The sequence below is a fragment of the Flavobacterium terrisoli genome, assembly GCF_030167905.1.
Taxonomy (GTDB): domain Bacteria; phylum Bacteroidota; class Bacteroidia; order Flavobacteriales; family Flavobacteriaceae; genus Flavobacterium; species Flavobacterium terrisoli.
In genome coordinates, this window is record NZ_JARGNA010000006.1 from 164,952 (window position 1) to 190,536 (window position 25,585).

Below are 25,585 nucleotides of genomic sequence, written 5' to 3' on the forward strand. Positions count from 1 at the left end.
ATGATTAGTATTCAATTTTAATTTCAGGCGTTGTGCCTTTTTTCCATGTTACCGGAATTTGCAAAGGTTCGTGGAAGGTTTTGAAGAACAATTCGTTGCCATTGACAAAAATGCGTTTGGCTTTGATATTGTGGATGAGCACGGAAACATTTTTATCGATAGCCGAATAGTTTTTGCCCACGGTTGCGTTCAATTTTAGAATTAATGTTGAGCCGTTGTTAATACTGATAAAATTAAGCAGTTCGTATTGTCCTTTTTCAAAAGCCTGCGGCGTTTCGCCATTGTCGTTGTATAATTTTCCGGTGGAAGTTTTTACCGTTTCATCAAAGTAAAAATGCAAATCAAAATTGTCCAAGGAATACTTCGAAGCATTTTGAATCGTAGCAATCATTGGGACAAAACTGCCACCGCGAACAAATGTCGGAATGTATTCTTCTTCTACTTTTACAGTTTCGGTTGCGCCGGCTGAGTACTTTTTGCCATTATGGAAATCAAACCAATTGTTGCTTTTTGGGAAATAAACTTCAGTAGAAGTTACACCTGCTTTGGTGATTGGTTTAATCAAAAAAGCATTACCCCAAAGATAACTTTCCTTTTCGTTGAGCAGCTTTTCATTGGTTGGTTCTTCGAAGAATAACGGACGCATCAAAGGCGTTCCTTTTTGGTTGTTTTCGAATGCCAAAGTGTAATTGTAGGGCATCAATTGGTAACGAAGTTCTACCGATTTTTTGGCTTTGGCCTTAGTCTGAACATCTTTATAAGCGACTTCCGAAGCTACATCCTCCTGCGCATGCGGACGGAAAACAGGATTGAAAACGCCATATTGCAACCAACGCAAATACAATTCGTTGTCGAAATAATCTCCGGCAAAACCGCCTAAATCCGAGTGCATATAAGCCATTCCCTGCATTCCCATTTGCATCGCGATTTCCATTTGGGATTGCAATCCGCCCCAACTTCTGGAAACATCGCCGCTCCAAGGCATCATTCCAAAACGTTGTGAACCCGAATAACCGGCACGCATCAGGATAAATGGCCGTTGGTTTGGAAAATCTTTTTTGTAACCGTCAGCGATTAATTTGGCCCAATGGTGACCATAAATATTGTGGACTTCATCTGCTTTTCCTGCTGCGGTCATGGCTTTGGATGGGAAAACTTCAGGTTCGCCCAAATCGCCCCACATACCGCCAACGCCTTGGTTGATCAAACGTTTGTATACATTCCAAAACCATTGATTGCCTTCGGGTTTGAAGATGTCAACCACACTGGTATTTCCAAAATAGAAATCCCAGGTTGCCGGTTTTCCGGTTTTGTCGGTGACCAATATTTTTTTATCAACGGCTTCCTGCCATTTGGTTGAGGTTGTCAAAATAAACGGTTCGGTAATCAATATCGTTTTAACACCTTTGGCATTCAAATCGGCTATCATTTTCTCCGGATTAGGAAATTGGTCTTTGTCCCATTCGAGATTACCCATGGTGCCCTGAACGGTTTTGCCAAACCAATACAAATCCAAAATAATAGCATCCACCGGAATGCCGTCACTGTTAAATCGGTTAATGGTTTTTTCTACTTGTTCCTGGTTGTGATACCCAAAACGGCTCGAGAAATTTCCAAAAGTCCAGCGGGCAGGCATTGGTTGTTTCCCGGTCAAATCAGTATAATTCGACACCAAATCTTCCCAAGTATCGCCGACGATTACCTGATAAGTTTTTCGACCCGAAATGGTTTCGTATTCTAATGTGTTGTTATTTTTACTATCTAAATCCAAGTAGCCAATCGCGGCATTGTCGAAATGCACGGCGTACAATTTGGAAGACAAAACCACCGGAATACAGAAATTCATCAGCTCGGCTTTGGTTTCGTAACCATAATGCGCGCGGTTGTACAACTGCAGACGATTCCCACGGCGGTTCATGCCTAAAGCGCGTGCGCCACCACCATATAAAACTTCGGACTTGTCGAGGTTAAAGGATAAAGTCTCGGTAGAATCTTTTTTGGTATAACCCAATTTTTCTGAAAACAGCAATTCCTTTTTAGAATTATAGACAATCTGAAAAGGCGATTTGTTGACAATAACCGTAATCCCTTTGGTGTGTAAAATCAATGAATTGTCGTTTTTGACGAATTCGGGTTTTATTTTTTCAGGTGTTTTGACAACAGCATGCGAATTGGCGTTAAATGTTTCTCCATTCGGCACAAAAGAAGTTTCAATGATCTTATCAGAATAAGGTTTGATTCGATAAGTTCCGTCATTGGTTTTGACTTCCAAAAGATTGTTCTTCCAACTGTGGGAAAGGTATTTTCGATTCGCATTTTGGGCAAATGCAATGGAAGAAACAAGTAATAAGAAAAGTATTCTTTTCATGGTTTATTCAAATCGATACAGATTGTTTCCCAATTCTAAAATCAAGGAAGATTTTGGTTCAATGATTATTTCTTTAGATATATTTATGGATCGCTTGTTGATATTATCAGTTCCGGTTGTATAACCTTTAATATTTTCCTGAAAGCGGTTAGTTTTAATAGTTTGTGTTTCATCACTATTGTTGATCACCACCATTACACTTTCTTTTTCGTTATATCGGAAATAAACATACACATTGTTTTCCGGAACGTAATGTGTCATTTTTCCGAAGTGAATAACGTCCTTGTTTTTTCTCCAATTGAATAGTTTGGAGGTGAAATCATAGAATTTGTTTTGCTCTTCTGTTCGGCCGGCTTTGGTGAAAGCGTTATTGGCATCGCCATTCCAACCTCCGGGGAAATCCCTGCGGATGTCGCCATCGCCTTTGCCTTTGTCTCCCATCATCGCGATTTCAGAACCGTAATACAATTGAGGAATTCCTCTAACGGTAGCCAATAAAGTCATCGCCATCTGGTACTTTTTGAAGTCGTTGTTGTACGCTTGGTTGAAACGATTCGTGTCGTGATTTTCGGCAAAAATCAAAATGTTATTAATGTTGGGATACAAAAAATCATTGGTGAAATTCTCGTAAACTTTAATCATTCCTCTGTCCCAAGTAGCTTTGTCTTCGTTGAAAACAGAACCAAAAGCATCGTGTAAAGTGAAATCCATTACTGAAGGCAAATAGGAATTGTAGCTTTGAATGGCACCAATTTTACTGTCTTTTTGCCAAAAGGCCATTTGGGCTTGGTCGTGCATCCAAACTTCACCTACAATATTGAAATGTGGATATTCATCGGTGATGGCTTTGGTCCATTTGGCTATGCCAACTTTGTCGTTATAGGAATAAGTATCCACGCGGAAACCATCCAAATCGGCATATTCAATCCACCAAATCGCATTTTGAGTCAGGTAATTCAACACCAACGGATTCGACTGATTCAAATCGGGCATCGATTTTACAAACCAGCCGTCCATGCAATATTGGGCATCGCGAGCTGAAGCGTTAGAATCAAATTGCGTCGTCATTCTGTAGTTGGAATTCGTGAATTCAGGAAATTGGTGAACCCAATCGCGTGTTGGTAAATCTTTGTACATCCAGTGCTGCCAGCCCCAGTGATTGGTCACATAATCCATGATGTTTTTCATGCCGCGTTTGTGCAATTCGGCACTCATGCGAACATAATCTTCATTGGTTCCGAAACGCGCATCGATTTTGTACACATCCGATTGTCCGTAAGTATGATACGAACCACGTTCGTCGTTGTCTTCGCAAAGCGGTGTTGGCCAAACCGCTGTCGCGCCAAGCGATTGTATATAATCCAGGTTTTTGATAATCCCTTCGATATCGCCACCGTGACGGCCGTTGTCTTTAGAACGGTCCATTTTTTCCGTTAAGGCAGCATTGTTATCGTTGTTTGGATTACCATTGGCAAAACGGTCAGACATGATTAAATAAATCATATCCGAACTGTCGTAACTTTCGCGGAAGCGTGAATTTTCTCTTCTTGCTTTTAGCGAATAGTTTTGGGTGAATGACTTTTTACCGTTTTTGAAAGTGAAGACAAAATCCTGAGCCGGAATGTTCTTTGTTTCAATAGTCACAAATAAGTAATTCGGATTTTCGGTTTTTTGTATGCCTTTGATGATGATGCCGTTGGAAACGGTTACTTCGTTTTGGGCAATGTTTTTGCCGTAGAACATAACCTGCACATCAGAATGTGTCATGTCGTTCCACCAAAACGGCGGTTCCACTTTGTCCACTTGGGCGAAAGCCGAAACAGAAATCAAGAGCAATAATAGTAGTTTGTTCATGTTGTTTGTTAAATTAAAAACCCTTTCAGAGTGACATCCGAAAGGGTTTTGATTGTTGAATTATACGGTTACCAGACTGTTAGGTTCAACCAAGATTTCTTTTCCGTTTACGAAAACCGAAATCGCTGTTTCGCCTTCTAGGGTAAAGTTGGTTTCATTTTGGTGAACAGAAACTTTTAAAATCTGGTTTCTGAAATTGATTTTGAACGAATAGCCGTTCCAGTCTTTCGGAATTCTCGGTTCGAAATGTAATGTGTCGTTTTTCACACGCATACCGCCAAAACCTTCTACTATACTCATCCAGGTTCCGGCCATCGATGTAATGTGCAAACCTTCTTCGACTTCTTTGTTGTAATCATCCAAGTCCAAACGCGACGTTCTCAAATAGAAAGTATAGGCTTGTTCCATTCGGCCTAAATTAGCGGCTTGAATCGAGTGAACACATGGCGATAACGAACTTTCATGAACGGTAAACGGTTCGTAAAAGTCGAAATGTTTTTCCAATTGCTCTCTGGTAAAATGATCTTCGAAGAAATAGAAACCTTGCAGCGTATCAGCCTGTTTGATATAAGGCGAACGCAGGATTCTGTCCCAAGACCATTTTTGGTTGATCGGTCGTTGTGATTTGTCTAAATCGTGGACTTTTACCAATTCCTTGTCTAAGAAACCGTCTTGTTGTAAATACACATCGTGTTCTTCAGAATACGGGAAGTACATATGATCGGCTACTTTTTTCCAGTGTTGGATTTCAGTGTCTTCCAATTTTACTTTGCTCATGATTCTTGAGTAATCGGAAGCATATTCTTGTTTCACTTTTTCGATTTGCTCGATGGTATAATCGATGCACCATTTGGCAATATAATTCGTGTAGAAATTATTGTTGACGTTGTTTTCGTATTCATTTGGACCGGTTACGCCTAAAATCACATACTGATTTCTGTAGGTGGAGAAAGTTGCTCTTTGGTGCCAAAAACGGGCAATTCCGATTAAGACTTCCAAACCTTTTTCCGGTATATAACTATAATCTCCTGTGAAACGGTAATAGTTGAAAATGGCAAAGGCAATCGCACCGTTTCGGTGAATTTCCTCAAAAGTAATTTCCCATTCGTTGTGGCATTCCTCACCGTTCATGGTTACCATCGGATACAAAGCCGCACCGTTAGTAAAGCCCAATTTTTGAGCATTCTCAATGGCTTTATCCAGCTGGTTGTAACGATACGCCAAAAGGTTTCGCGCTACTTGTTGGTCTTTGGTGGCCATATAAAACGGAATACAATACGCTTCGGTATCCCAATAGGTTGAACCGCCATATTTTTCGCCGGTAAATCCTTTTGGGCCGATATTTAAGCGGGAATCTTTGCCTAAATACGTTTGATTCAATTGGAAAATATTGAAACGAATTCCCTGTTGCGCTTTGACATCGCCTTCAATAGTAATATCGCTCATTTCCCAGATTTTGGCCCAAGCATCGATTTGATTTTGCAATAAAGTATTATAACCTAAAGCCAATCCTTTTTCGATTACTTTTTGCGCCGCCGGAATCAATTCGGCTGAGGCATGATTCATGGAAACGGTATAACCGCCCAATTTTTGGAACGCAACGGTTTGACCTTTACCAACCGATTTTTCATAAGTAAAAACCACTTTGTCTAAAGTAGTCTCGACAGCTGTTGGATTTACATTTTGGTTTTCGTTATTAATAAACAGGCTGTTGTGCATATAAGTCGCCACTTCAAAATGCGTTTTGAAAGTACGGGCTAAGACAAAAGCTTCGTTGCTGTTATGATGGGTAAGCAATGGTTCCCAAAATTTCTCTTCCCAGTTGGCGTCTTCATTGTGTACTCCGGCATCCAGATAAGGTTTGAAAACAATAGTGGCATCATTGTTTTTTGGCGTGATTTCATACTTGATAACGCCCAATTCGTCTAAGTCCAAAGACAAGAAACGTCTAACGTTCACGTCGATTTCGATTCCGTTTTTCAAGGTCGCCGAGAAAGAGCGGTTGTACCAACCTTCTTTCATGTTCAGTTCGCGTTTGAAGTTGGCTATTTTACAGGCAGCCATATCAAGTGATTCGCCATTGATTTCGATTAAGATTCCAATCCAAACCGGTGCGTTCAACACTTTGGCGAAATATTCCGGATAACCGTTTTTCCACCAGCCCACTTTGGTTTTGTCCGGATAATAAATACCGGCGATGTAACTTCCCTGGAAAGTATCACCAGAGTAAAACTCTTCAAAATTGGCACGTTGCCCCATGGCGCCGTTACCAATACTGAATAAACTTTCCGAAGATTTTACTCTTTCTAAATCAAATCCTTCTTCAATAATCGACCAGTTATCTGGTTTTATATAATCTTGGTTCATTGTAATTTTTTTATTGTCCTTTTATCATTCAATTTTAGTCGAGGAGTGCTTCTATAAAAGAAAGATCCATAAACGTAAAATCTTTAAAATTGTATTTTGCTTCGTGCAATATTTCTGCCTCTCCAATCCCGACACTGATCATGTTGGCAATATTGGCTGCTTGTATTCCGGCGACACTGTCTTCAAAAACGATACAGTTTTTGTTGTTTGCTTTCACCAGTTTTGCTGCTCTGAGAAAAACTTCGGGATCAGGTTTCGCATTGGCTACATCATTGCCATCTACGATGGCGTCAAAAAAGTGCAAAATCCCTGTTTTTTCTAAAATAGGCCGGGCGTTTTTACTAGCCGAACCTAAGGCAATCAGTTGTTTTTTTTCTTTAATAAATTCAAGAACGTTGATTACTCCCGGGAGCAATTCACTTTCATCCATATCGACCAGATAGGATAAATATTCTTCATTTTTTTGGATCAGCCATCTGTTTTTGTCTTCTTGAGAAGCGTGGACATTGCCCAGAGCTAAAATGATGTCAAGAGAACGAACGCGGCTAACGCCTTTTAATTCTTCGTTGTGTTCTGGGGTAAATTCGATTCCTAACTCCTGAGCTAATTTTTGCCACGCCAAAAAATGATATTTGGCTGTGTCAACGATTACTCCGTCAAGGTCGAAAATGAATGCTTTTTTACTCATTAATATCAATCTTTTTGTTTGTTGATACGGTCAGGGTCAATAAACCTGCCAGTATCATGGAAAGTCCGCCAATTATTAAAGCATAAATGGGTTCATCATTAAAAAATGTGTTCACCAGGAAACCTAAAATGGTTCCGGCCACAATTTGCGGGATTACGATAAAGAAGTTAAAAACACCCATATAGTAACCCATTTTGCTTGAAGGCAATGAGCCCGAAAGCATAGCGTATGGAATGGATAAGATACTTGCCCAGGCAATACCTACACCCACCATGGCTAATAATAGTCCAACTTTGTCGGATAGAAAATAAACCGAAATCAATCCTAATCCTCCGGCAATCAAAGCCAGCATGTGAGTGAATTTGTTGCTGGTTCTTTTGGCCAAAACCGGCAGCAAGAAGGCTACTGCAGCAGCTACACCATTGTAGACGGTGAACATCACAGAAACCCAGTCGGCGGCATCATTGTAAACTTTTGAGGTAGTGTCATTGGTTCCAAAAACATGGCCGGTAACAGCTTTGGTAGTATAAATCCACATGGCAAATAAAGCAAACCACGAGAAAAACTGTACCCAAGCCAATTGCTTCATGGTTTTGGGCATGTTTAATAAATCAGTAATGATAATGGTAAAGCCGTTTCGAACTTGGTTTTTCCTCAGTTGGGAAACCAAAGCAAACAAAATTCCAGCAACAAGAATACCGATTGAAAGGATGTAAAGCTCTTTATGGCTGTTCTCGCTTTTGGTATTCATGTCATGAACAAAGAAGGATAAGACCAATCCAATGAAGGATAAAACCAATCCAATGTTAAATTGTCTTTTTTCGGTACAACCTTGTTCAATGTTGGTCTCTGTTGTTTTTTGACTCTCTTTTTTGCTATTTTCAAAAGCTTCTAATTCCTCTGGAGAATATTCTTTTGATTTCATAACTGTCCACAGAACGGCTAAAAAGAAAACGATTCCACCGACATAGAATGACCATTTTACGGATGGAGGCACGATGCCTTCAGGAGCCGTATTTTCGATGTCAAACCAATTGGTAAATACGTAAGGTAAGGCCGAACCCACAACAGCGCCTAATCCGATAAAGAAACTTTGCATGGCAAAACCCAGTGTGCGTTGTTTTTCGGACAGGTTATCACCTACAAAAGCTCTGAAAGGTTCCATCGAAATGTTGATGGAAGAATCCATAATCCACAAAGTTCCAATGGCTATCCAAAGGGTTGGTGAATTGGGCATAAAAATCAGTGCGATGGAAGATAAAATGGCACCGGCCAGAAAGTAGGGTCTTCTTCTCCCTAATTTGGTCCAGGTCCTATCTGAAAAATAACCAACAATTGGTTGAATGATGAGACCCGTTAATGGTGCGGCAAGCCAATAAAGTCCTATTTTATCAACTTCTGCTCCTAAGGTGTCAAAAATTCTTGAAGTGTTTGCGTTTTGCAGGGCAAAACCAAATTGTATTCCTAAGAAACCGAAACTCATGTTCCAAATCTCCCAGAAACCTAACTTACGCTTTTCCATTATCGTAATGTATTGATTTATAAAACGATAAGCGCTTTGCTTATCAAAACTTTAATTTGTTTTCGAAGTAAAGTACAAGCTTTGATAATTATGGTAAAGATAATAAAGAATTTATATTGTAACTGTTCCCTTTAAAAAAAATGGCATTAACAGTTTACGCAAACGTTTTTTGTTGATAAAAACCCTTTTATTTAGTGGATTCTCTTTCGACCAATTCAGTCTCGATAACTTCGGTTCTGTATTGTTCTTCTTCCTCTTCTTCGGCTTCCAGTCTTTCTATCAGCATTTTAGCGGCTTTGCCACCCATTTTCACGCCGTTTTGACTCACAGTAGTGATGCTTGGTGAAGAATATTTAGAGATAATTCCATCGGTAAATCCGATGACAGAAAGATCCTCCGGAACTTTTTTGCCCAATTTATTGGCTTCTTTGATAGCCGTTACGGCAAACAGCTCGTTCACGGCAAAAACGGCATCAATTTCGTTATTGGCCAAAAGATGCGCTATGCTGTCTTCGAAGTTTTCGGTATCTTCAATTTTCAGGATCAGGTTTTCATCGACTTTAATGTCGTTGTTTTTTAGGGCTTTGATGTAGCCTTCGGTTCTTAATTTCCCAACGCTGACATAATCTACCGTTGAAATCAGGGCAATTTTTTTAAAGCCTTTGTCGATTAAATGTTGGGTTGCATTAAAGGCTGCCAAATTATCATCGATGATTACTTTGTCGCAAAGAATTTCATTGGTTACACGGTCAAACATGACCACCGGCATTCCCTGATTAATGACTTCGACGATATGGTGGAAATCTTTTTTCAACTGGGTTTCTTTTGACAGCGACATGATAAATCCATCGATGCTTCCGTTGGCCAACATTTCCATGTTAATTACCTCTTTGTCAAATGATTCGTCAGAAAGACAGACCAAAACGTTATACCCATTTTCGTTGGCAACATTTTCTACGCCGCTAATCACGGTGGCAAAAAAATGATGAATAATTTCAGGAATAATAATACAAATTGTCTTGGTTTTTTTGTTCTTTAAACTGAGGGCAATATTGTTGGGTTTGTAGTTGTATAATTTGGCAAATGCCTGAACTTTCTGGCGGGTATCTTCGCTTATTTCCAAACTGTTTCTTAAAGATTTTGAGACGGTAGAAATGGAGACATCAAGCTCTCTGGCAATTTGTTTTAAAGTTACTTTTCTTTTCATTTTGGGAATGTGATAAATACTATTTTCTGAATAAAGATATATGTTATTTTTTATTCTGTCAATTTTAGTCTTAAATTAATGAAATAATGGAAAAGTTTTCAACACGAAAACGTTTTCGGTGGTTATTTAACAAGCGTTTATTCAGAAAATTGATTTTTTTACATAAATTTAACATTCGAAGTAAAAGTACAAGCACAAAATTAAATTTTTAACCTAAACAAAACGTATGAAAACAATTTACAAAAAGTTGTTATTTTTATTCCTGTTGCTGCCTTTTAGTGTTCTCGCACAGAGCACTTTAAGTGGAGTTGTTATTGATGGAAAATCAAATCAACCCTTGCCGGGAGTAAATGTAATTGTTCAAGGTGCAAACAGTAGCACCTCAACAGATTTTGACGGAAAATTCCAGTTAGGAGGCCTAAAAAACGGAGACAAAGTTGTCTTTTCGTTCATAGGATATGACTCCAAAACGATTACTTTTTCTGGTCAGAAAACTGTAAGTATCAGCTTAGATGAAAGCGCTAACCAATTACAAGAAGTTGTAGTGCAGGTTGGGTATGGAACCGTTAAGAAAAAAGATGCAACAGGATCCGTAACAACAGTGTCAGCAAAGGATTTTAACAAAGGATCGAATGTGACAGCAGAGAATTTACTTAATGGTAGAGTTGCCGGTTTGACAGTAAACACAAGCGGTGCGCCGGGATCTGGTTCTGAAATTAGAATCAGGGGAGGTTCTTCTTTGTTTGCCTCTAACGACCCATTGATTGTAATTGATGGTTTGCCAATTGAAAACAATGCTGATAACAATAGAGGGACGACTTCTGTTTTAGCTGCTTTGAATCCTAATGATATAGAAAGTTTTACGGTTTTAAAAGATGCTTCTGCTACAGCTATTTATGGTTCAAGAGCTTCGAATGGGGTTATTATCATTACCACTAAAAGAGGAGGAAAGAAATTATCTGTAGATTACAATTTCCAGTATGCTTCAGGAAAATTAGTTGATAAGATTGACGTTTTTAGTGCTGATGCCTATCGTGAGCTAATCACGCAACAAAGACCCGGAGATGTTGGGATGTTGGGAACAGCCAATACTGACTGGCAAGATAAAATCTACAGAAGAACTGATTTTGTGGACAATAATATTTCCATTAAAGGAAATTTATTCAATGTAATACCGGCGCGTTTGTCTTTTGGAAATACTTACCAAGAAGGTTTGAGATTAACCAATACTTTTAACAGAAATACAATTTCTACAGCATTAAACCCTACATTTTTTAAAGATCATTTAAAAGTAAGATTGAATGCTACATTTACAAATGAAAGAAATAGATTCGCTGACGGTGTTGAGGGTTCGGCCTTAAGATTTAACCCAACACAACCAGTGTACGATCCTGCATCACCATATGGAGGTTTCTTTGAGTATTACAATGCAGATGGTACATTACAATTAGGAACCAGAAACCCGGTTGCTCAATTGTTACAAACCCAAGACAGAGGTATCAACAATAGAATTTTCGGAAATTTCGAAATTGATTATAAATTCCATTTTTTCCCTGCTTTGAGAGCGGTTGTTAATTTAGGTTTTGATGAGGCACAAGGGGAAAGAAATAAATTCATGAATGACAATGCGGCTTCTGCGCCTAGTAATAACAACTTACCTTATGGTAAAAGAGAACATGAGGAAAGTATTGCCAGAAATAAGTTATTTGATGCTTATTTAGTATATACTAAAACTTTTGGCAAATTGGATTTTGAAGCCCAAGCGGGTTATTCTTATCAGATTCGTCAAAACCAAACCTATGCATCAGGAAATATTTTAGATCCTAACTTACCTTCAAATTTCCCCGAAACTACAGACTTTACAGATAATGTATTGTTGGGATATTTTGGAAGAACGAAGTTTGCTTTTAACGATACTTACTTATTTACCTTTACTATGAGAAGAGATGGGTCTTCAAGATTCCCTTCGGCAGAAAAGTATGGTAATTTCCCATCGGCAGCATTTGCGTGGAAATTAAAAAATGTAGCGTTTAAGAACTCAAAAACCATTTCTGATTTGAAATTAAGATTAGGATATGGTATAACAGGACAACAAGAGTTTGGAAATTTCAATGAAAGAAATTTTTATCTTCAGCAGTATACTACAGGAAGTGGATCGAGCCAATACATTTTTGGAACAACGCCAACTCCTATCGCTATCTCAAATCCATACAACCCGGCTTTAAAATGGGAAGAGACTACAACTTACAACATAGGTCTTGATTATGGATTGTTCGATGACAGAATTACAGGAGCTTTAGATTTATTTTACAAAGTATCAGATGAGTTGATTGTTAATGCAGCTTTCCCTGATGGTGGTAACTTCTCTAACGCAGGATACCAAAATATTGGTAGCTTCTCAACTAAAGGGATTGAATTCTCTGTGAACGCAGCTGTTGTTAAGAATAATAATTTCAATTGGAATCTTAATTTCAACACCACTGCATTTAAAAGAAGAATCGATGAGCTTGCTTACGGTGCCGACATCTTACTTGGAGATACAGGTGCAGGAACTGGAGGAACTGCTCAGATTTTAAGAGAAGGAGTTACCCCATATTCTTTCTATGTATACAAACAATTGTATGATGCATCAGGCTCGCCAATTGAAGGAGCTTATGCTGATTTAAATGGAGATGGAGTTATTAATGGTGATGATAGATACATCTATAAAAACGCGGATCCAAAAATGACTTTTGGTTTTGCTTCAACAATGAATTACAAAAAATTCGATTTTTCATTTAACGCAAGAGCCAGTTATGGGGCCCGTATTTATAATGCGGTTAATGCCGGAAGAGCTCAATATAATTCATTGTCCAATGGTGTTTTAGAAAATGTTCCGACTTCTGTTCTTAGTACAGGTTTTACCACAACTGCTGATGTTGTTTTATCTGACATCTATGTTGAGAATGGTTCATTTATCAGGTTAGATAATGTAACTTTAGGATATACATTCGATAAGTTTATTGACGGAAAAGCTTCATTGCGATTATTCACGGGTGTGCAAAATGCACTTTTAATTACGGAATATTCAGGATTAGATCCTGAAATTACTAATAATGGTAGAGATAACACAATTTATCCAAGACAGAGATCTTTCTTATTTGGTGCAAATGTTAAATTTTAAAAAAAAAACTATGAAAAAATTAAAAATTAGTGCGTATTACCTTCTAGGTTTTTTCTTTGTACTGAATTCATGTACAAGTGATCTAGATGTAGCGCCTACAGATGATGACGTATTTTTATCGGAACAATTTTTTGCTCAGCCTGGTGCTTATAAATCAGGATTGGCAGGAGTTTATGGTAATTTAGCGTTGACTGGAGCTGGCGATGCAGGTTCTTCTTTCCTTCAAGGAATTGATGCTGGAACCAGCCAGTTTACAAGATGTTTGTGGTATATGCAGGATTTGACCACAGACGAAGTTATTTGGAGTTATGAAAATGACCCGGGAACTAGAGAATTACAAAGAAATATTTGGAATGCCAGCAATCCAATCATTTTAGGAATGTTTAGTAGAACTATGGCCGAAGTGGCCTTGGCAAACGAGTATTTGCGTCAAACAACACCAGCTAAACTGAGTGGTAGAGGCGTTACGGATGCTGCTTTGTTAAGTGATATTCAGGATTATAGAAATGAAGTTAGAGCTTTAAGAGCTTTTGCTTACTATAACCTTATGGATTTATATGGGAAAGCACCTTTTGTTACAGAAGCAGATCCGATAAACACAGCAGGACAAGAATATGACAGAGCAGAGTTATTTACTTTTGTTGAAAGTGAATTAAACGAAATTTTGCCAAATTTGAAAAATCCTAGAACTAATGAAGCAGGTAGATTAGACCAAGCTTTTGCCAGAATGGTACTTGCAAAAATGTATTTGAATGCAGAAGTATACACCGGAACAAACAGATATGACGATTGTATGACTCAATGTTCGCAAATTATCAGTGGCGGATATGCCTTGAAACCTAATTACCTTGATAATTTTAAAGCGGATAATGATACCTCTGAAGAAATGATTTTCACCATTCAAGCTGATGGACAAGTGACTCAAAGTTATGGTGCAACTACTGTGATGGTGAACGGGCAAATCGGTTCGTTGGAAGCTAATGGAACTTCATTCGGAGTTGGCTCAGGCGGATGGGGAGGAGCTTTGCGTTTAAGAAAGCAATTTGTTCAGAAATTCGACGGTGTAGCCTATGATTATGATGCCAGAAAAACTCTTTCTGGTGGTGGAGACAGAACTTTAGAGATTACAGATATTTCTAATAAAGACCAAGGATATATTTTATCAAAATTCTCTAATATCAGTTCAACAGGAATTCCTGGAGGCAGTTCTACATTTGTAAGTACAGATTTTCCATTATTCAGATTGGCTGACGTTTATTTAATGTTTGCTGAAGCCCAAATGAGAAGAGATGGTGCTACAAATGGTAGTAGTACTGCTAACGCTTCATCTCAATCATTGACCTATATCAATTCCTTAAGAGAGAGAGCTAACGATGGAAATTTTGCCAATGTGACAACAGCAGATGTTACTTTAGACTTCCTTATTGACGAAAGGTCAAGAGAATTACACTGGGAAGGGCACAGAAGACAAGACCTAATTCGTTTCGGAAAATATACAGGAGGAACTTATAACTGGGCGTGGAAAGGAAACGGTGTTAATGGATTGGCTATCTCTAATAATTTAAGGTTATTCCCACTTCCGGCACAATCTTTAGCAGCGAACCCTAATTTAACCCAGAATCCTGGATATTAATTTAAAATAATAAATTATGAAAAAAATATCAATTTTAATACAAATGTTCTTTGCGGTTTTGCTGGTTACTTCATGTGAAGATGACAATACAGGATTTAGAGTTTCTGAAACTTCACCGGTTGTATTGTCAAATTTAGAGATTACAAGCATAGAATTAGACCAAACAAATCCAAATAATCCTGCAGTTACATTGAATTGGACTTCAGCTGATTATGGGCAACAAACGGCTGTGTTTTATAACGTTCAGGTAAGTTCTGATGCAGCATTTACCAATCCGGTTTCGGTTACAACGGTTAGTACTAATAGTGCAACACTTTCAGTAAATCAATTGAATTCTGCAGTTGGTTCTGCAGGTTTGCCTCCTTTTCAATGGAATGCTGCTTACGCAAGAGTTGTTTCTACAATTGGGACAACATCAAGTATGCCTGTTCCTTCCAATGTAATAACTTTTGACGTGTATCCTTATTTTAATTACCCATTTAAGGATTATTACATCGTAGGGGATGCAACTCAACCGGGGTGGAATAACAACAACAATAACCCACCTTTATTTAGAGACGGTTCAAACCCTAATTTGTATAGATATGCAGGTTTTTTTGCTGCCGGACAATTTAAAGTTTTGGAAGTTAAGGGACTTTGGCAACCACAATGGGGTACTAATGGCGGTTCGGGAATTAATGTTAACCCAGGCGGAGGAACCGATCCGGGAACCTTTCCTTACAATAATAATCCTATAGCTAGTGCAGGGTATTATACTTTTACAATCAATTATAGTAATAATACCTTTTCATTTGAACCATTGTCAATTTCAGGGGCAGAAAATTTTTCTTCAATGACTATTCAAGGAAGCGCAGCTGCCAGTACTCCAATGGCTCAATTAGCATCTGACAATCATATTTGGTATGCCAATACGGTGCATTTAACTCAAGGGGATTTGAAATTTGTAACCAATACAAGTTCTTCTTGGGGTGGTTCAACTTCTTTTTCAGGAACTGCTACATTAAATGGAGCAAACATTCCGGTAATCGTTGAAGATGATTATGATATTTGGTTTAATGATTTAACAGGTCATTATATTTTGATACCATTGAATTTATAACCTTAAAAAAAAGTATAATGAAAAATCATATAAAAAAAATAAATAGTATATTATTACTAACATTGTTCTTTGTTTTAAATTCTTGTGGGACCGATGAATATTTAAAAATCACATCACCGGATGCAGAATTTAAATTAATCGAACCTGAGATTAATTCAGTATTCTTAAACTTTGGACTTCCTAATAACCCTGCTTTGACAATTGTTTGGAAGGATGATTTAACAGGTAGTTCAAACTATATTGTTGAAATGTCACTTGATGGAGACTTCACTAGTGTTATCAGTCTTGGTAGCACGGGTAACAAGGAGTATACAATATCTGTAGATGAATTAAATCAAGCTATTCGTGACGCAGGTGTTCAAAACTTTAGAGATATCTCAATCTTTTTAAGAGTCAATTCAGGAAGTGTTTTAAGTAATTCAGTACTTTACTTTGTAACAACATATCCTACTAATCCTCCGGTTTTCACAAGTCCTGCCGGTGGAAGTGCTTATGCATTGTCTCTTAGTAATGCAGATGATACTGCGCTTACACTTAATTGGTCGGATATTGTTTTAAATTCAGATTTAAACATTGATGTAGATTACACCGTTGAAGCTGCTCTTGCAGGAACCAGCTTTGCTGCACCTGTTGCTATAGGATCAGTTAGCAATGGAACGACGCTAGCAGTAACTCATGCTGATTTGAATGCCGTTGCGCTTGGAATTGGACTAGCACCTGGTGTTGCCGGCAACGTTGATTTAAGAATAAAAGCCAGTAATACAAACGAAAGTATGGATGTTTTAGTTAGAACATCTTCTACATTAACTATTTCAGTTACGCCATACAATGTCGCTTTCCCTAACCTATATTTTGTAGGAGACGCGACTACTCCGGGATGGAATAATAATAATAACAACACCCCTGTATTTAGAAACCAAAATACGCCTAATAATTACATTTATACAGGTTATTTTAATGCAGGAGCGTTCAAATTGTTAGAAGTGAAAGGACAATGGCAACCACAATGGGGAACCAATGATAATTCAACTTTAGCTGTAAATCCTGGCGGTGGTTCAGACCCTGGTACTTTTAATGTTCCAACGGCTGGATATTACACTTATAGTTTTACTACTGTAGGTCAAGGCGGAAGCTTTACCGTGACTCCTTATACTGGATCTATTTCAACCACCTATTCAACAATGGGAATTATTGGAGCTGCAACGGCAAATGGTTGGGGAAGTGATACTAACATGACTCAAGACCCTAATAATCCACATCTTTGGTATATTACTAATGTAGTTCTAACTGCAAATGAGATGAAATTTAGAGCCAATGCAGATTGGTCAACTAATTGGGGCAGTTCTGGTAGTACTCAACCTTATGGTACAGGACAGTTTAACTCTCCAAGTAATATCAGTGTTCAAACAGCAGGAACATATGACATTTGGTTTAATGATTTAGATGGAAGTTATATATTCCTATTACAATAAAAAAAAAGAGTAAATAAAAGGCTATCATTTTATTTGATAGCCTTTTATATAAATACAAATTGATATGAAAAAAAACTATTTAATATTAGTAATGTTGGTGATGTTTTCTTGTTTGTCTTTTGGGCAGATAACAACATCTCCCACTACAGTTCTTGCAGATCAAGCGGCAACGATTACATTTAACAAAACCGGAACTCCACTGGCTTCCTATACAGGGACAATTTATGCCTATGTTGGTGTAACGGTTAATGGAGTCCAATGGCAAAACATTAAAGGAAGCGCTGTTTGGGGTAATAATGCACAACCAACAATGACTCAGGTAACGGCTAATACCTATAGTCTTTCCATTACACCCGATTTATATACCTATTTCGGTGTAGGAACTTCAAACTCAATAACTCAGATTTGTATTATTTTCAGAAGCGCTGATGCTACAATGCAAACCTCGGATGCCTTTATACCTGTTGGAGCTTTTCAATATACTTTAACTGCACCGGCTCTAAATAGTAATAATATTATCGCCAGCGGTGCAAACGTTGCGGTAACGGCTAACAACACCAACGGAAATGCTACTTATACCCTTTTCGCAAATGGTGTCAGCATTAATACAGCAACAACGGCTTCGTATTCTTATACTGATACAAACGTTACGGTAAATAAAAATTACGAATTGCAAATTACACAAGGGGTAACAACCTTTAGTGCAAAATTTGCTGTTGTGATCAATCCGGGAGCAAATAATTTGGCTATGCCAGCCGGTTTGATTGATGGAATTAATTACAATCCATCAGATCCAACCAAAGCAACATTGGTGCTAAATGCTCCATTAAAAAGCTTTGTTTATGTAGCCGGTAATTTCAATAACTGGCAGCCAAACGCAACTTATGCGATGAAAAAGGATACCGCTATAGGGTCAACAAAATTTTGGTTAGAATTAACCGGATTAACCCCAGGACAAATGTATGCTTATCAGTATTGGGTTTGTGATGTGGTTAATTTACCGGCAGGTTCACCTGCTATAGTCAAAACAGCCGATCCTTATTCAAAATTAGTTTTATCTCCATTTGATGATCCGGAAATTATAACTTTAGGAGTGTTCCCGGGATTGCCGGTTTATAATGATATAGCACCCGGACAACAACGTGAAGTATCTGTTTTACAAACAGGACCAACAGCATGGTGGAATTATACCTGGAGCGCTGCAACGACAAACTTTGTTAAACCTAAAAAGAAAGATTTATCAATTTATGAAGTATTGATTCGTGATTTTGATGCAAACAGAACCTATCAAGATTTGATTAATAGAATAGATTATTTTAGAAATTTAAAAATCAATGCTATTCAGTTAATGCCGGTAATGGAATTTGAAGGGAATATGAGTTGGGGTTACAATACCGTTTACCATATGGCATTAGATAAAAGATATGGTTCTCCTGCAAAACTGAAAGAATTGATTGATTTGTGTCATCAAAATGGTATAGCAGTAATACTTGATATTGCTTTAAACCATGTTTTCGGACGTTCAGCATTAGAAAGAATGTGGATGTTAGATTCAGACAATGATGGTTGGGCTAATGGAACAGGATTTAGAACATCAACTGAAAATCCTTATATTAATCAGGAAGCCAGACACTCTTATAGCGTAGGAAGTGATATCAACCATTTTAGGACAACAGGACCGGGTGGAGATGTTATAACGCCTTATGTTAATGAAACAATCAGAACCTGGATACAAGATTATAAAATTGATGGTTTCCGTTGGGATTTAACAAAAGGATTTACCAATGCTTGTACTAGCGGAGATGAAGGATGTACAAACAGTTATCTGACAGATAGAGTTGCAAAACTGAAACAGTATGCTGATATCCAATGGTCTTATGATCCTAATTTTTTAGTGATTTTTGAACACCTGGGAACTGGTGGTTCGGCTACAGAAGAAATGGAATGGGCTAATTACCTTCGTTCAGGAGATACCAAAGGCATAATGCAATGGAGAAAAATGACCGATCCATATGCCAATATATTGAAAGGAAATTATGCTGATCTCAATGGTGTAGCTGATGCTACAACCAATAGATTCATTGGTTATGCAGAAAGTCATGACGAAGAAAGAGTAGGCTATAAAGCCTTAACTGAAGCAGGACAAACACAAGGAAACTTAGCTAAAGTATTGCAAAGATTCCCGGCAATGGGAGCTGTTCATCTTTTGGTTCCCGGACCAAAAATGATTTGGCACTTCGGAGAATTAGGGAATACCGCTTCTTTATGGACATGTAATAATGGTGTTGTTTCCTTTACAGGACCAGATTGTAAGTTGGATACAAAACCACAACTTCACTGGACCAACAATTGGCTTGGCGATCCGGCCAGATTGAATATTTACAATAGTTGGGCTAAAATGATTGAATTGAAAAAAACAGAGAATGTTTTTGAAAATGGTCAGTTTGCGTGGAATTTAAGCGCAACAGGTAGTCCAAGATTGGATGTTTGGACAAGTACCACACAGACAGCTGCTTTAAGCTATGTTTTTGTCAGAACAAACTTTTCCGATAACACTTTAAATACAGGAGCAGGATTCCCTTTTACAGGAACTTGGTACAATTTAATGGATAATTCAACTATTACGGTTACCAATACCAATATGAATATTTCCATTCCTGCAGGAGAATTCAGAGTCTATGGAAATCAACCGGCTACTTTAGGAACAGGCGAATTCAGTGCTATCAACAATGTTAGTTTGTATCCAAATCCAACCTCAGGAAGCTTTAGTATCAAAGGACAGGTTTCTAGAGTGGATGTTTACTCCATTACAGGTCAATTGGTTAAATCATTTGATAATGTTTCATCAGAAGATTACCAATTCGATATCAATGACTTAAATAGTGGCGTTTATTTAGTGAAAGCATTTGACCTGAATAACAGCTCAAAAACATTGAAAGTCATCAAACAATAAGGTTAGATTAGTTATATAATTATTTTGCAGGAGCCACGTTTTTATAGCGTGGCTTTTGTTTTTATAAAAATTTTCGCCTTAAATTTTTTTGTCTCTTGTATGAATCGTATTTTTGAACCATGAAAAAGCCATCAAAGTCAATCATAGTCAGGATTTTAAAGATAACAGGAATCACTTTTGGTTCAATCCTTCTTTTGTTGTTTTTGATGCCGATTCTTTTCCCCGGAAAAATTGCCGAAGAAGTAAAAGCGTTTGCCAATAAAAAGCTAAACGGAGAATTAGACTTCAAGGAAGCCAATCTTTCTTTCTTTAACCACTTTCCATCGTTGACTTTAACGCTGACCGATTTCTCCTTAAAAGGTTCTGCGCCATACCAAAAGGAAACCTTACTTTCAGCCAACGAAGTATCATTCGGAATTGACCTCAGTTCTTTGGTTTTCGACAAAAAGGTAAACATTGATAAGATTTACGTTTCCAATGCGTTTATCAATGTCAAAGTCAATGAAAAAGGGGAAGCCAATTACAACGTTTACATCTCCGATAGCAAAGAGACCGAAAAAGATACCACAAGCAATACAGCACTTCGCCTGGAGAAAATTGCCATTTTGAATACCCATTTGGTCTATGATGACCGTTCGACCAAGATGCTGATTGACGCCCGCGGATTTGAATACATCGGAAATGGCGATTTGGATAAAGCCATTTTTGATTTGTATACCGAAGCCAAAATCGAGTCTTTTGATTTTACCTATAATGGTGAACAGTATCTAAAAAACAAAAAGGTAAACGCCGATTTGATTACCAAAATCAATACCAATTCCTTAGCATTTATATTCGAGCAGAACAATTTAAAAATCAATAAACTTCCGGTGGAGTTCAAAGGGAAATTTGACTTCCTGAGCAATGGCTACGATATGGATTTCAATATCAAATCGGAAGACAGCAAACTGAATGATTTCTTCACGGCTCTGCCACCGCAATATGTGACTTGGCTCGAAAAAACCAAAGTCAAAGGAAGTACCGATTTGTCGTTGACGCTAAAAGGGAAATACATCGCTTCTAAAAACCAAAAACCCGATATGGCTTTCAATATGAAAATCCGTGACGGTTTGATTGAATACAAAGATGCGCCGTTTCCGGTGTCGAATATCTTTTTGAATTTTGATACCAAATTGCCGTCGTTGGATACGGAGAAATTGAGAGTCAACATCGATTCCATTTTCTTCAATGTCGATAAGGATTATGTCAAAGCGATTATCAAGACCGAAGGTTTGTCAAAACCCAATATCAGCGCCAGAATCAACTCCAAAATCGATTTGGCTCAAATGGACAAAGCACTTGGTTTGGAGAATATGGATTTACGTGGTGTGTTGAATATGGATATCAAATCCAATGGTGTTTACGACAAAAAGAACAACAAGATTCCGGTGACCAACGGGAAAATCAATTTCAAAAACGGTTATGTTAAAACCGAATATTACCCAAATCCGATTCAGAATATCAATGTAATTGCCACCATTTTAGACAATAAAGGGTCGCTTGAGGATTTGATGATTAATATCACGCCGGCATCTTTTGAATTTGAAGGCAAACCAATTTTTGTCAATGCCAAATTGCAGAATTTCGAGAATATCAAATATGACATCAAAGCCAAAGGCGAATTGGATTTGGCCAAAATCTACAAAGTGTTTTCGCAAAAAGGATTGGACTTAGAAGGTTATATCGATGCTGATGTTTCGTTCAAAGGTTCGCAGGCAGATGCCATGGCTGGTCGCTATAACAAGTTGCAGAACAAAGGAACTTTGAAGTTGAAAAACATCAAAACCACTTCCGAATATTTACCCAAGCCTTTTGTCATCAAGGAAGGAACGTTTTTGTTCAATCAGGACAAAATGAATTTCAATGATTTCGTCGCCACTTATGGGCAATCCGATTTCAAGATGAATGGCTATCTGCAGAACGTCATCGATTTTGTACTGACTGACAGAGCCATTTTAAAAGGCAATTTCAAACTTCATTCCGATTACATCAATGTGGATGAATTCATGTCGAAAACAGCAACAACGGTTGCTGATACGACCAAAACAACTGCGTCGTCGGGAGTTGTTGTGATTCCGTCTAATTTTGATTTGGAGTTCAATGCCACGGCGAATAAAATCAATTTGGATGGTTTGGCCATTGACAACCTCAAAGGCAATATGAAAATCAATAAAGGCCGGTTGGAATTGAAAAAATCAGGTTTTGATTTGGTTGGTGCCAATGTCAATATGGATTTGGTTTACGGAAGTCAATCCACCGAGAAAGCCTTCTTCGATTTTAAAATAGCCGCCAAGGATTTTGATATCAAACGCGCTTACAACGAAGTCAAAATGTTCCGCGACATGGCAAGCGCCGCCGAAAGCGCCGAAGGAATTGTTTCCCTCGATTACAAAGTTTCCGGAATTTTAGACAACAATATGCAGCCCATTTATCCGTCGTTAACCGGTAAAGGAACATTGTCGGTGAAGAAAGTGAAAATGAAAGGCTTTAAGATGTTCAATGCCGTGAGCAAAAAAACCGGCAAAGAAGCCATGACCGATCCCGATGTGACCAAAGTGGATATCAATACCAAAATCAAAAATAATATCATCACGATTGAACGTTTCAAATTCAAAGTCTCCGGTTTCCGTCCGAGAATTGAAGGGCAAACCAGTTTTGATGGTAAGGTGAATATCAAAATGCGTTTGGGCTTACCGCCATTCGGTATCATCGGAATTCCAATCAAAGTAACCGGAACACAGGATAATCCAAGAATCAGGATTGGCAAACAAACCGAAGATTTACAGGAGACAGAATACGAAGGCGAAGTGCCTCAGCCAATATCAACGGAACCAAAACCGGAATAATTTCCAATTGTTTTTGGAGCACAAATTCAAGCGCTATCCCTTATCTTTGTAGCCAATAAATTATTACTACGCATATGAACAATGCAGTTGCAGGCTTTTCCAAATTGTCCAAAGAAGAAAAAATCAATTGGATTGCCAACGAATATTTCAGTAATCCTGCCGAAGCGGTTGCAATCCTCAAACAATATTGGAACAGCGATGCCAAATTGCAACAATTGCATGACGAATTCATAGAGAATACAATAACCAATTTCTACCTGCCGATGGGTATTGCACCCAATTTCCTGATCAATGGAAAGTATTATTCAGTGCCGATGGTGATTGAGGAAAGTTCGGTTGTCGCGGCGGCAGCCAAATCGGCTAAATTTTGGAGTACACGTGGCGGATTCAAAGCCACTGTTATCAATACAGAGAAAATAGGGCAGGTTCACTTTTTATTCCATGGTGACAAATCAAAACTGCAGCCTTTTTTTGAAGCGGTGAAACCAACATTAATCGCCTCGACCGAAAGCATTACCAAAAACATGCAAAAGCGTGGCGGCGGAATTTTAGGATTAAGACTCAGAGATAAAACCTCCGATTTAGATCATTACCATCAATTGCACGCCACTTTTGAAACCAAAGACAGCATGGGTGCGAATTTTATCAATTCGTGTCTGGAGCAATTGGCCAAAACCCTGAAAGAGGAAGCACAAAATTACCCCTATTTTAACGAAGTCGAAAAGAACATTACCATCGTGATGAGCATTTTGTCGAATTATGTTCCGAATTGTATTGTTCGTGCCGAAGTTTCTTGCCCGGTTGAAGATTTAGCCGAAAAGCAAATCGTAAACCCACAAGAGTTTGCCGAGAAATTCGTGCAAGCCGTTCGCATCGCCGAGATTGAACCTTTCCGTGCGGTAACGCACAACAAAGGCATCATGAATGGAATTGATTCTGTAGTTTTGGCCACCGGAAATGATTTCCGCGCAGTGGAAGCCGGCGTTCATGCGTATGCTTCCAGAAATGGACAGTATTCGAGTTTGTCTCATGCTAAAATAGAAAACGACATCTTTACCTTTTCAATGGAAATTCCGTTGGCTCTTGGAACCGTTGGCGGTTTGACAACCTTACATCCGTTGGTTAAAATGGCTCTGGAAATCCTGGGTAAACCTTCAGCAAAAGAATTAATGCAGGTGGTTGCGGTTACCGGTTTGGCACAAAACTTTGCCGCGCTTCGTTCACTAACTACAACCGGAATTCAGGAAGGACATATGAAAATGCATTTGAACAATATTTTGAATCAATTTGAAGCAACAACAGAAGAGCGAAAAGCGATAGCCGAGTATTTTCAGAATAATACGGTGACGCATGCTTCTGTGGTAGAACTGATTGAAAATCTAAGAAAATAACACTTCGACTGCGCTCAGTGTGACAGTAACGATGATAAAACAGCATTCGTGAAACAAACCTTTTACAGCAACGGAAAATTACTCATTACAGGAGAATATGTGGTACTTGATGGTGCCAAAGCTTTTGCGTTGCCTACCAAATATGGTCAAAGTCTCACCATAGAAGAAGCTGACAAAGGGATTATCCAATGGACGAGTTATGACAGCAATAAGAGCATTTGGTTTGAAAACAGCATTCCGTTTGCATCGATTATCAGAAAAGAGCGTTTTGATGATGCCAAAAGCATTAAAAACACTTTAATCGAAATTCTGCATGAAGCTTATCTGATGAATTCCGATTTCATTGCTAATGGAAAAGGATATAAAATCAGAACCGAATTGACCTTTCCCAAATTATGGGGTTTAGGGACATCTTCTACACTAATCAACAACATTGCCCAATGGCTGCAAATTGACGCCTTTGAACTGCTGAAAAGAAGTTTTGGAGGTAGTGGTTATGACATTGCCTGTGCTCAAAATAATGGCGCTGTGATTTATCAGTTGGTTGATGATAAACCAATCATAGAACCGATTGATTTCCACCCCGATTTTACAGACAAAATCTTCTTTGTCTATTTGAATAAGAAGCAAAACAGTAAATCGGCCATTGCGTCTTATTACAGCAATCAGGTTGATATTAGAAAAACCATTCCGGTGATTAATGAAATTACCAAAACCGTTGTGGAAGCAAAAGACCCAAAGACATTTGCTTTGGCTTTGGCACAACACGAAATTGAAATGAGCAATATTTTAGAATTGGCCACCGTCAAGGAAACCTACTTTGAGGATTTTGATGGCGTTATCAAAAGCCTGGGTGCCTGGGGCGGCGATTTTGTGTTGAGCATTTCCAAAGAAAACCCAACCGATTACTTCAGGAAAAGAGGTTTTGATACCGTCATTCCTTATCACGAAATGATATTATAACAAAAAACCCGAAACTTTGT

The 25,585-nt window shown here is 38.3% G+C and carries 14 protein-coding genes; 8 read left to right on the forward strand and 6 right to left on the reverse strand.

The features are described from left to right. Positions 1–4: 4 nt before the first annotated feature. From P1K33_RS09785 to P1K33_RS09810, 6 genes are all read right to left on the reverse strand, one after another. Positions 5–2,368 (reverse strand): glycoside hydrolase family 31 protein, encoded by a 2,364-nt coding sequence (locus P1K33_RS09785; protein ID WP_284652775.1) that lies wholly within the window; start codon positions 2,366–2,368, stop codon positions 5–7. Between the two features lie 3 nt (positions 2,369–2,371). Beyond that, a complete protein-coding gene (locus P1K33_RS09790) occupies positions 2,372–4,222 on the reverse strand; it encodes a glycoside hydrolase family 13 protein (RefSeq protein ID WP_284652776.1) in 1,851 nt (616 codons plus the stop codon). 60 nt (positions 4,223–4,282) lie between these two features. Then, a complete protein-coding gene (mdxK, locus tag P1K33_RS09795; protein WP_284652777.1) occupies positions 4,283–6,589 on the reverse strand; it encodes a maltose phosphorylase MdxK in 2,307 nt (768 codons plus the stop codon). Positions 6,590–6,623: 34 nt separating this feature from the next. Next, a complete protein-coding gene (pgmB, locus tag P1K33_RS09800) occupies positions 6,624–7,277 on the reverse strand; it encodes a beta-phosphoglucomutase (RefSeq protein ID WP_284652778.1) in 654 nt (217 codons plus the stop codon). Next, positions 7,270–8,799 (reverse strand): MFS transporter, encoded by a 1,530-nt coding sequence (locus tag P1K33_RS09805; RefSeq protein ID WP_284652779.1) that lies wholly within the window; start codon positions 8,797–8,799, stop codon positions 7,270–7,272. Before P1K33_RS09805 ends, pgmB begins: the two co-directional genes overlap by 8 nt. A gap of 187 nt (positions 8,800–8,986) precedes the next feature. Continuing rightward, on the reverse strand, positions 8,987–10,006 hold the full coding sequence (locus P1K33_RS09810) for a LacI family DNA-binding transcriptional regulator (protein WP_284652780.1): 1,020 nt from the start codon (positions 10,004–10,006) through the stop codon (positions 8,987–8,989). 226 nt (positions 10,007–10,232) lie between these two features. On the opposite strand from P1K33_RS09810, the gene P1K33_RS09815 reads away from it, so the two are divergent. From P1K33_RS09815 to P1K33_RS09850, 8 genes are all read left to right on the forward strand, one after another. Continuing rightward, the gene (locus tag P1K33_RS09815) at positions 10,233–13,169 is read left to right on the forward strand and encodes a SusC/RagA family TonB-linked outer membrane protein (RefSeq protein ID WP_284652781.1); all 2,937 of its coding nucleotides are present in this window, start codon (positions 10,233–10,235) and stop codon (positions 13,167–13,169) included. 10 nt (positions 13,170–13,179) lie between these two features. Continuing rightward, positions 13,180–14,802 (forward strand): RagB/SusD family nutrient uptake outer membrane protein, encoded by a 1,623-nt coding sequence (locus P1K33_RS09820; RefSeq protein WP_284652782.1) that lies wholly within the window; start codon positions 13,180–13,182, stop codon positions 14,800–14,802. A 16-nt stretch (positions 14,803–14,818) separates the two neighbouring features. Further along, positions 14,819–15,901: a SusE domain-containing protein gene (locus P1K33_RS09825; protein WP_284652783.1), complete on the forward strand. Its 1,083-nt coding sequence runs from the start codon at positions 14,819–14,821 to the stop codon at positions 15,899–15,901. A 17-nt stretch (positions 15,902–15,918) separates the two neighbouring features. Beyond that, positions 15,919–17,373: a SusE domain-containing protein gene (locus P1K33_RS09830; protein ID WP_284652784.1), complete on the forward strand. Its 1,455-nt coding sequence runs from the start codon at positions 15,919–15,921 to the stop codon at positions 17,371–17,373. 64 nt (positions 17,374–17,437) lie between these two features. Continuing rightward, on the forward strand, positions 17,438–20,326 hold the full coding sequence (locus P1K33_RS09835; protein WP_284652785.1) for an alpha-amylase family glycosyl hydrolase: 2,889 nt from the start codon (positions 17,438–17,440) through the stop codon (positions 20,324–20,326). A 119-nt stretch (positions 20,327–20,445) separates the two neighbouring features. Further along, positions 20,446–23,211 carry an AsmA family protein gene (locus P1K33_RS09840; protein ID WP_284652786.1) on the forward strand — a complete coding sequence of 922 codons (2,766 nt, stop codon included), beginning with the start codon at positions 20,446–20,448 and terminating at the stop codon, positions 23,209–23,211. Positions 23,212–23,285: 74 nt separating this feature from the next. Then, positions 23,286–24,602, forward strand: coding sequence for a hydroxymethylglutaryl-CoA reductase, degradative (locus tag P1K33_RS09845; protein ID WP_284652787.1), 1,317 nt, complete (start codon positions 23,286–23,288; stop codon positions 24,600–24,602). Between the two features lie 48 nt (positions 24,603–24,650). Beyond that, a complete protein-coding gene (locus tag P1K33_RS09850; protein ID WP_284652788.1) occupies positions 24,651–25,565 on the forward strand; it encodes a GYDIA family GHMP kinase in 915 nt (304 codons plus the stop codon). Positions 25,566–25,585 lie beyond the last annotated feature (20 nt).

What these genes read in the sequence shown, in the direction of transcription:
- P1K33_RS09840 (WP_284652786.1), top strand. Translation starts at nt 20,446, where the DNA reads ATGAAAAAGCCATCAAAGTCAATCATAGTCAGGATTTTAAAGATAACA.
- P1K33_RS09785 (WP_284652775.1), bottom strand. Translation starts at nt 2,368, where the DNA reads ATGAAAAGAATACTTTTCTTATTACTTGTTTCTTCCATTGCATTTGCC.
- P1K33_RS09810 (WP_284652780.1), bottom strand. Translation starts at nt 10,006, where the DNA reads ATGAAAAGAAAAGTAACTTTAAAACAAATTGCCAGAGAGCTTGATGTC.
- P1K33_RS09830 (WP_284652784.1), top strand. Translation starts at nt 15,919, where the DNA reads ATGAAAAATCATATAAAAAAAATAAATAGTATATTATTACTAACATTG.
- P1K33_RS09790 (WP_284652776.1), bottom strand. Translation starts at nt 4,222, where the DNA reads ATGAACAAACTACTATTATTGCTCTTGATTTCTGTTTCGGCTTTCGCC.
- mdxK (WP_284652777.1), bottom strand. Translation starts at nt 6,589, where the DNA reads ATGAACCAAGATTATATAAAACCAGATAACTGGTCGATTATTGAAGAA.
- P1K33_RS09805 (WP_284652779.1), bottom strand. Translation starts at nt 8,799, where the DNA reads ATGGAAAAGCGTAAGTTAGGTTTCTGGGAGATTTGGAACATGAGTTTC.
- pgmB (WP_284652778.1), bottom strand. Translation starts at nt 7,277, where the DNA reads ATGAGTAAAAAAGCATTCATTTTCGACCTTGACGGAGTAATCGTTGAC.
- P1K33_RS09835 (WP_284652785.1), top strand. Translation starts at nt 17,438, where the DNA reads ATGAAAAAAAACTATTTAATATTAGTAATGTTGGTGATGTTTTCTTGT.
- P1K33_RS09845 (WP_284652787.1), top strand. Translation starts at nt 23,286, where the DNA reads ATGAACAATGCAGTTGCAGGCTTTTCCAAATTGTCCAAAGAAGAAAAA.
- P1K33_RS09815 (WP_284652781.1), top strand. Translation starts at nt 10,233, where the DNA reads ATGAAAACAATTTACAAAAAGTTGTTATTTTTATTCCTGTTGCTGCCT.
- P1K33_RS09825 (WP_284652783.1), top strand. Translation starts at nt 14,819, where the DNA reads ATGAAAAAAATATCAATTTTAATACAAATGTTCTTTGCGGTTTTGCTG.
- P1K33_RS09820 (WP_284652782.1), top strand. Translation starts at nt 13,180, where the DNA reads ATGAAAAAATTAAAAATTAGTGCGTATTACCTTCTAGGTTTTTTCTTT.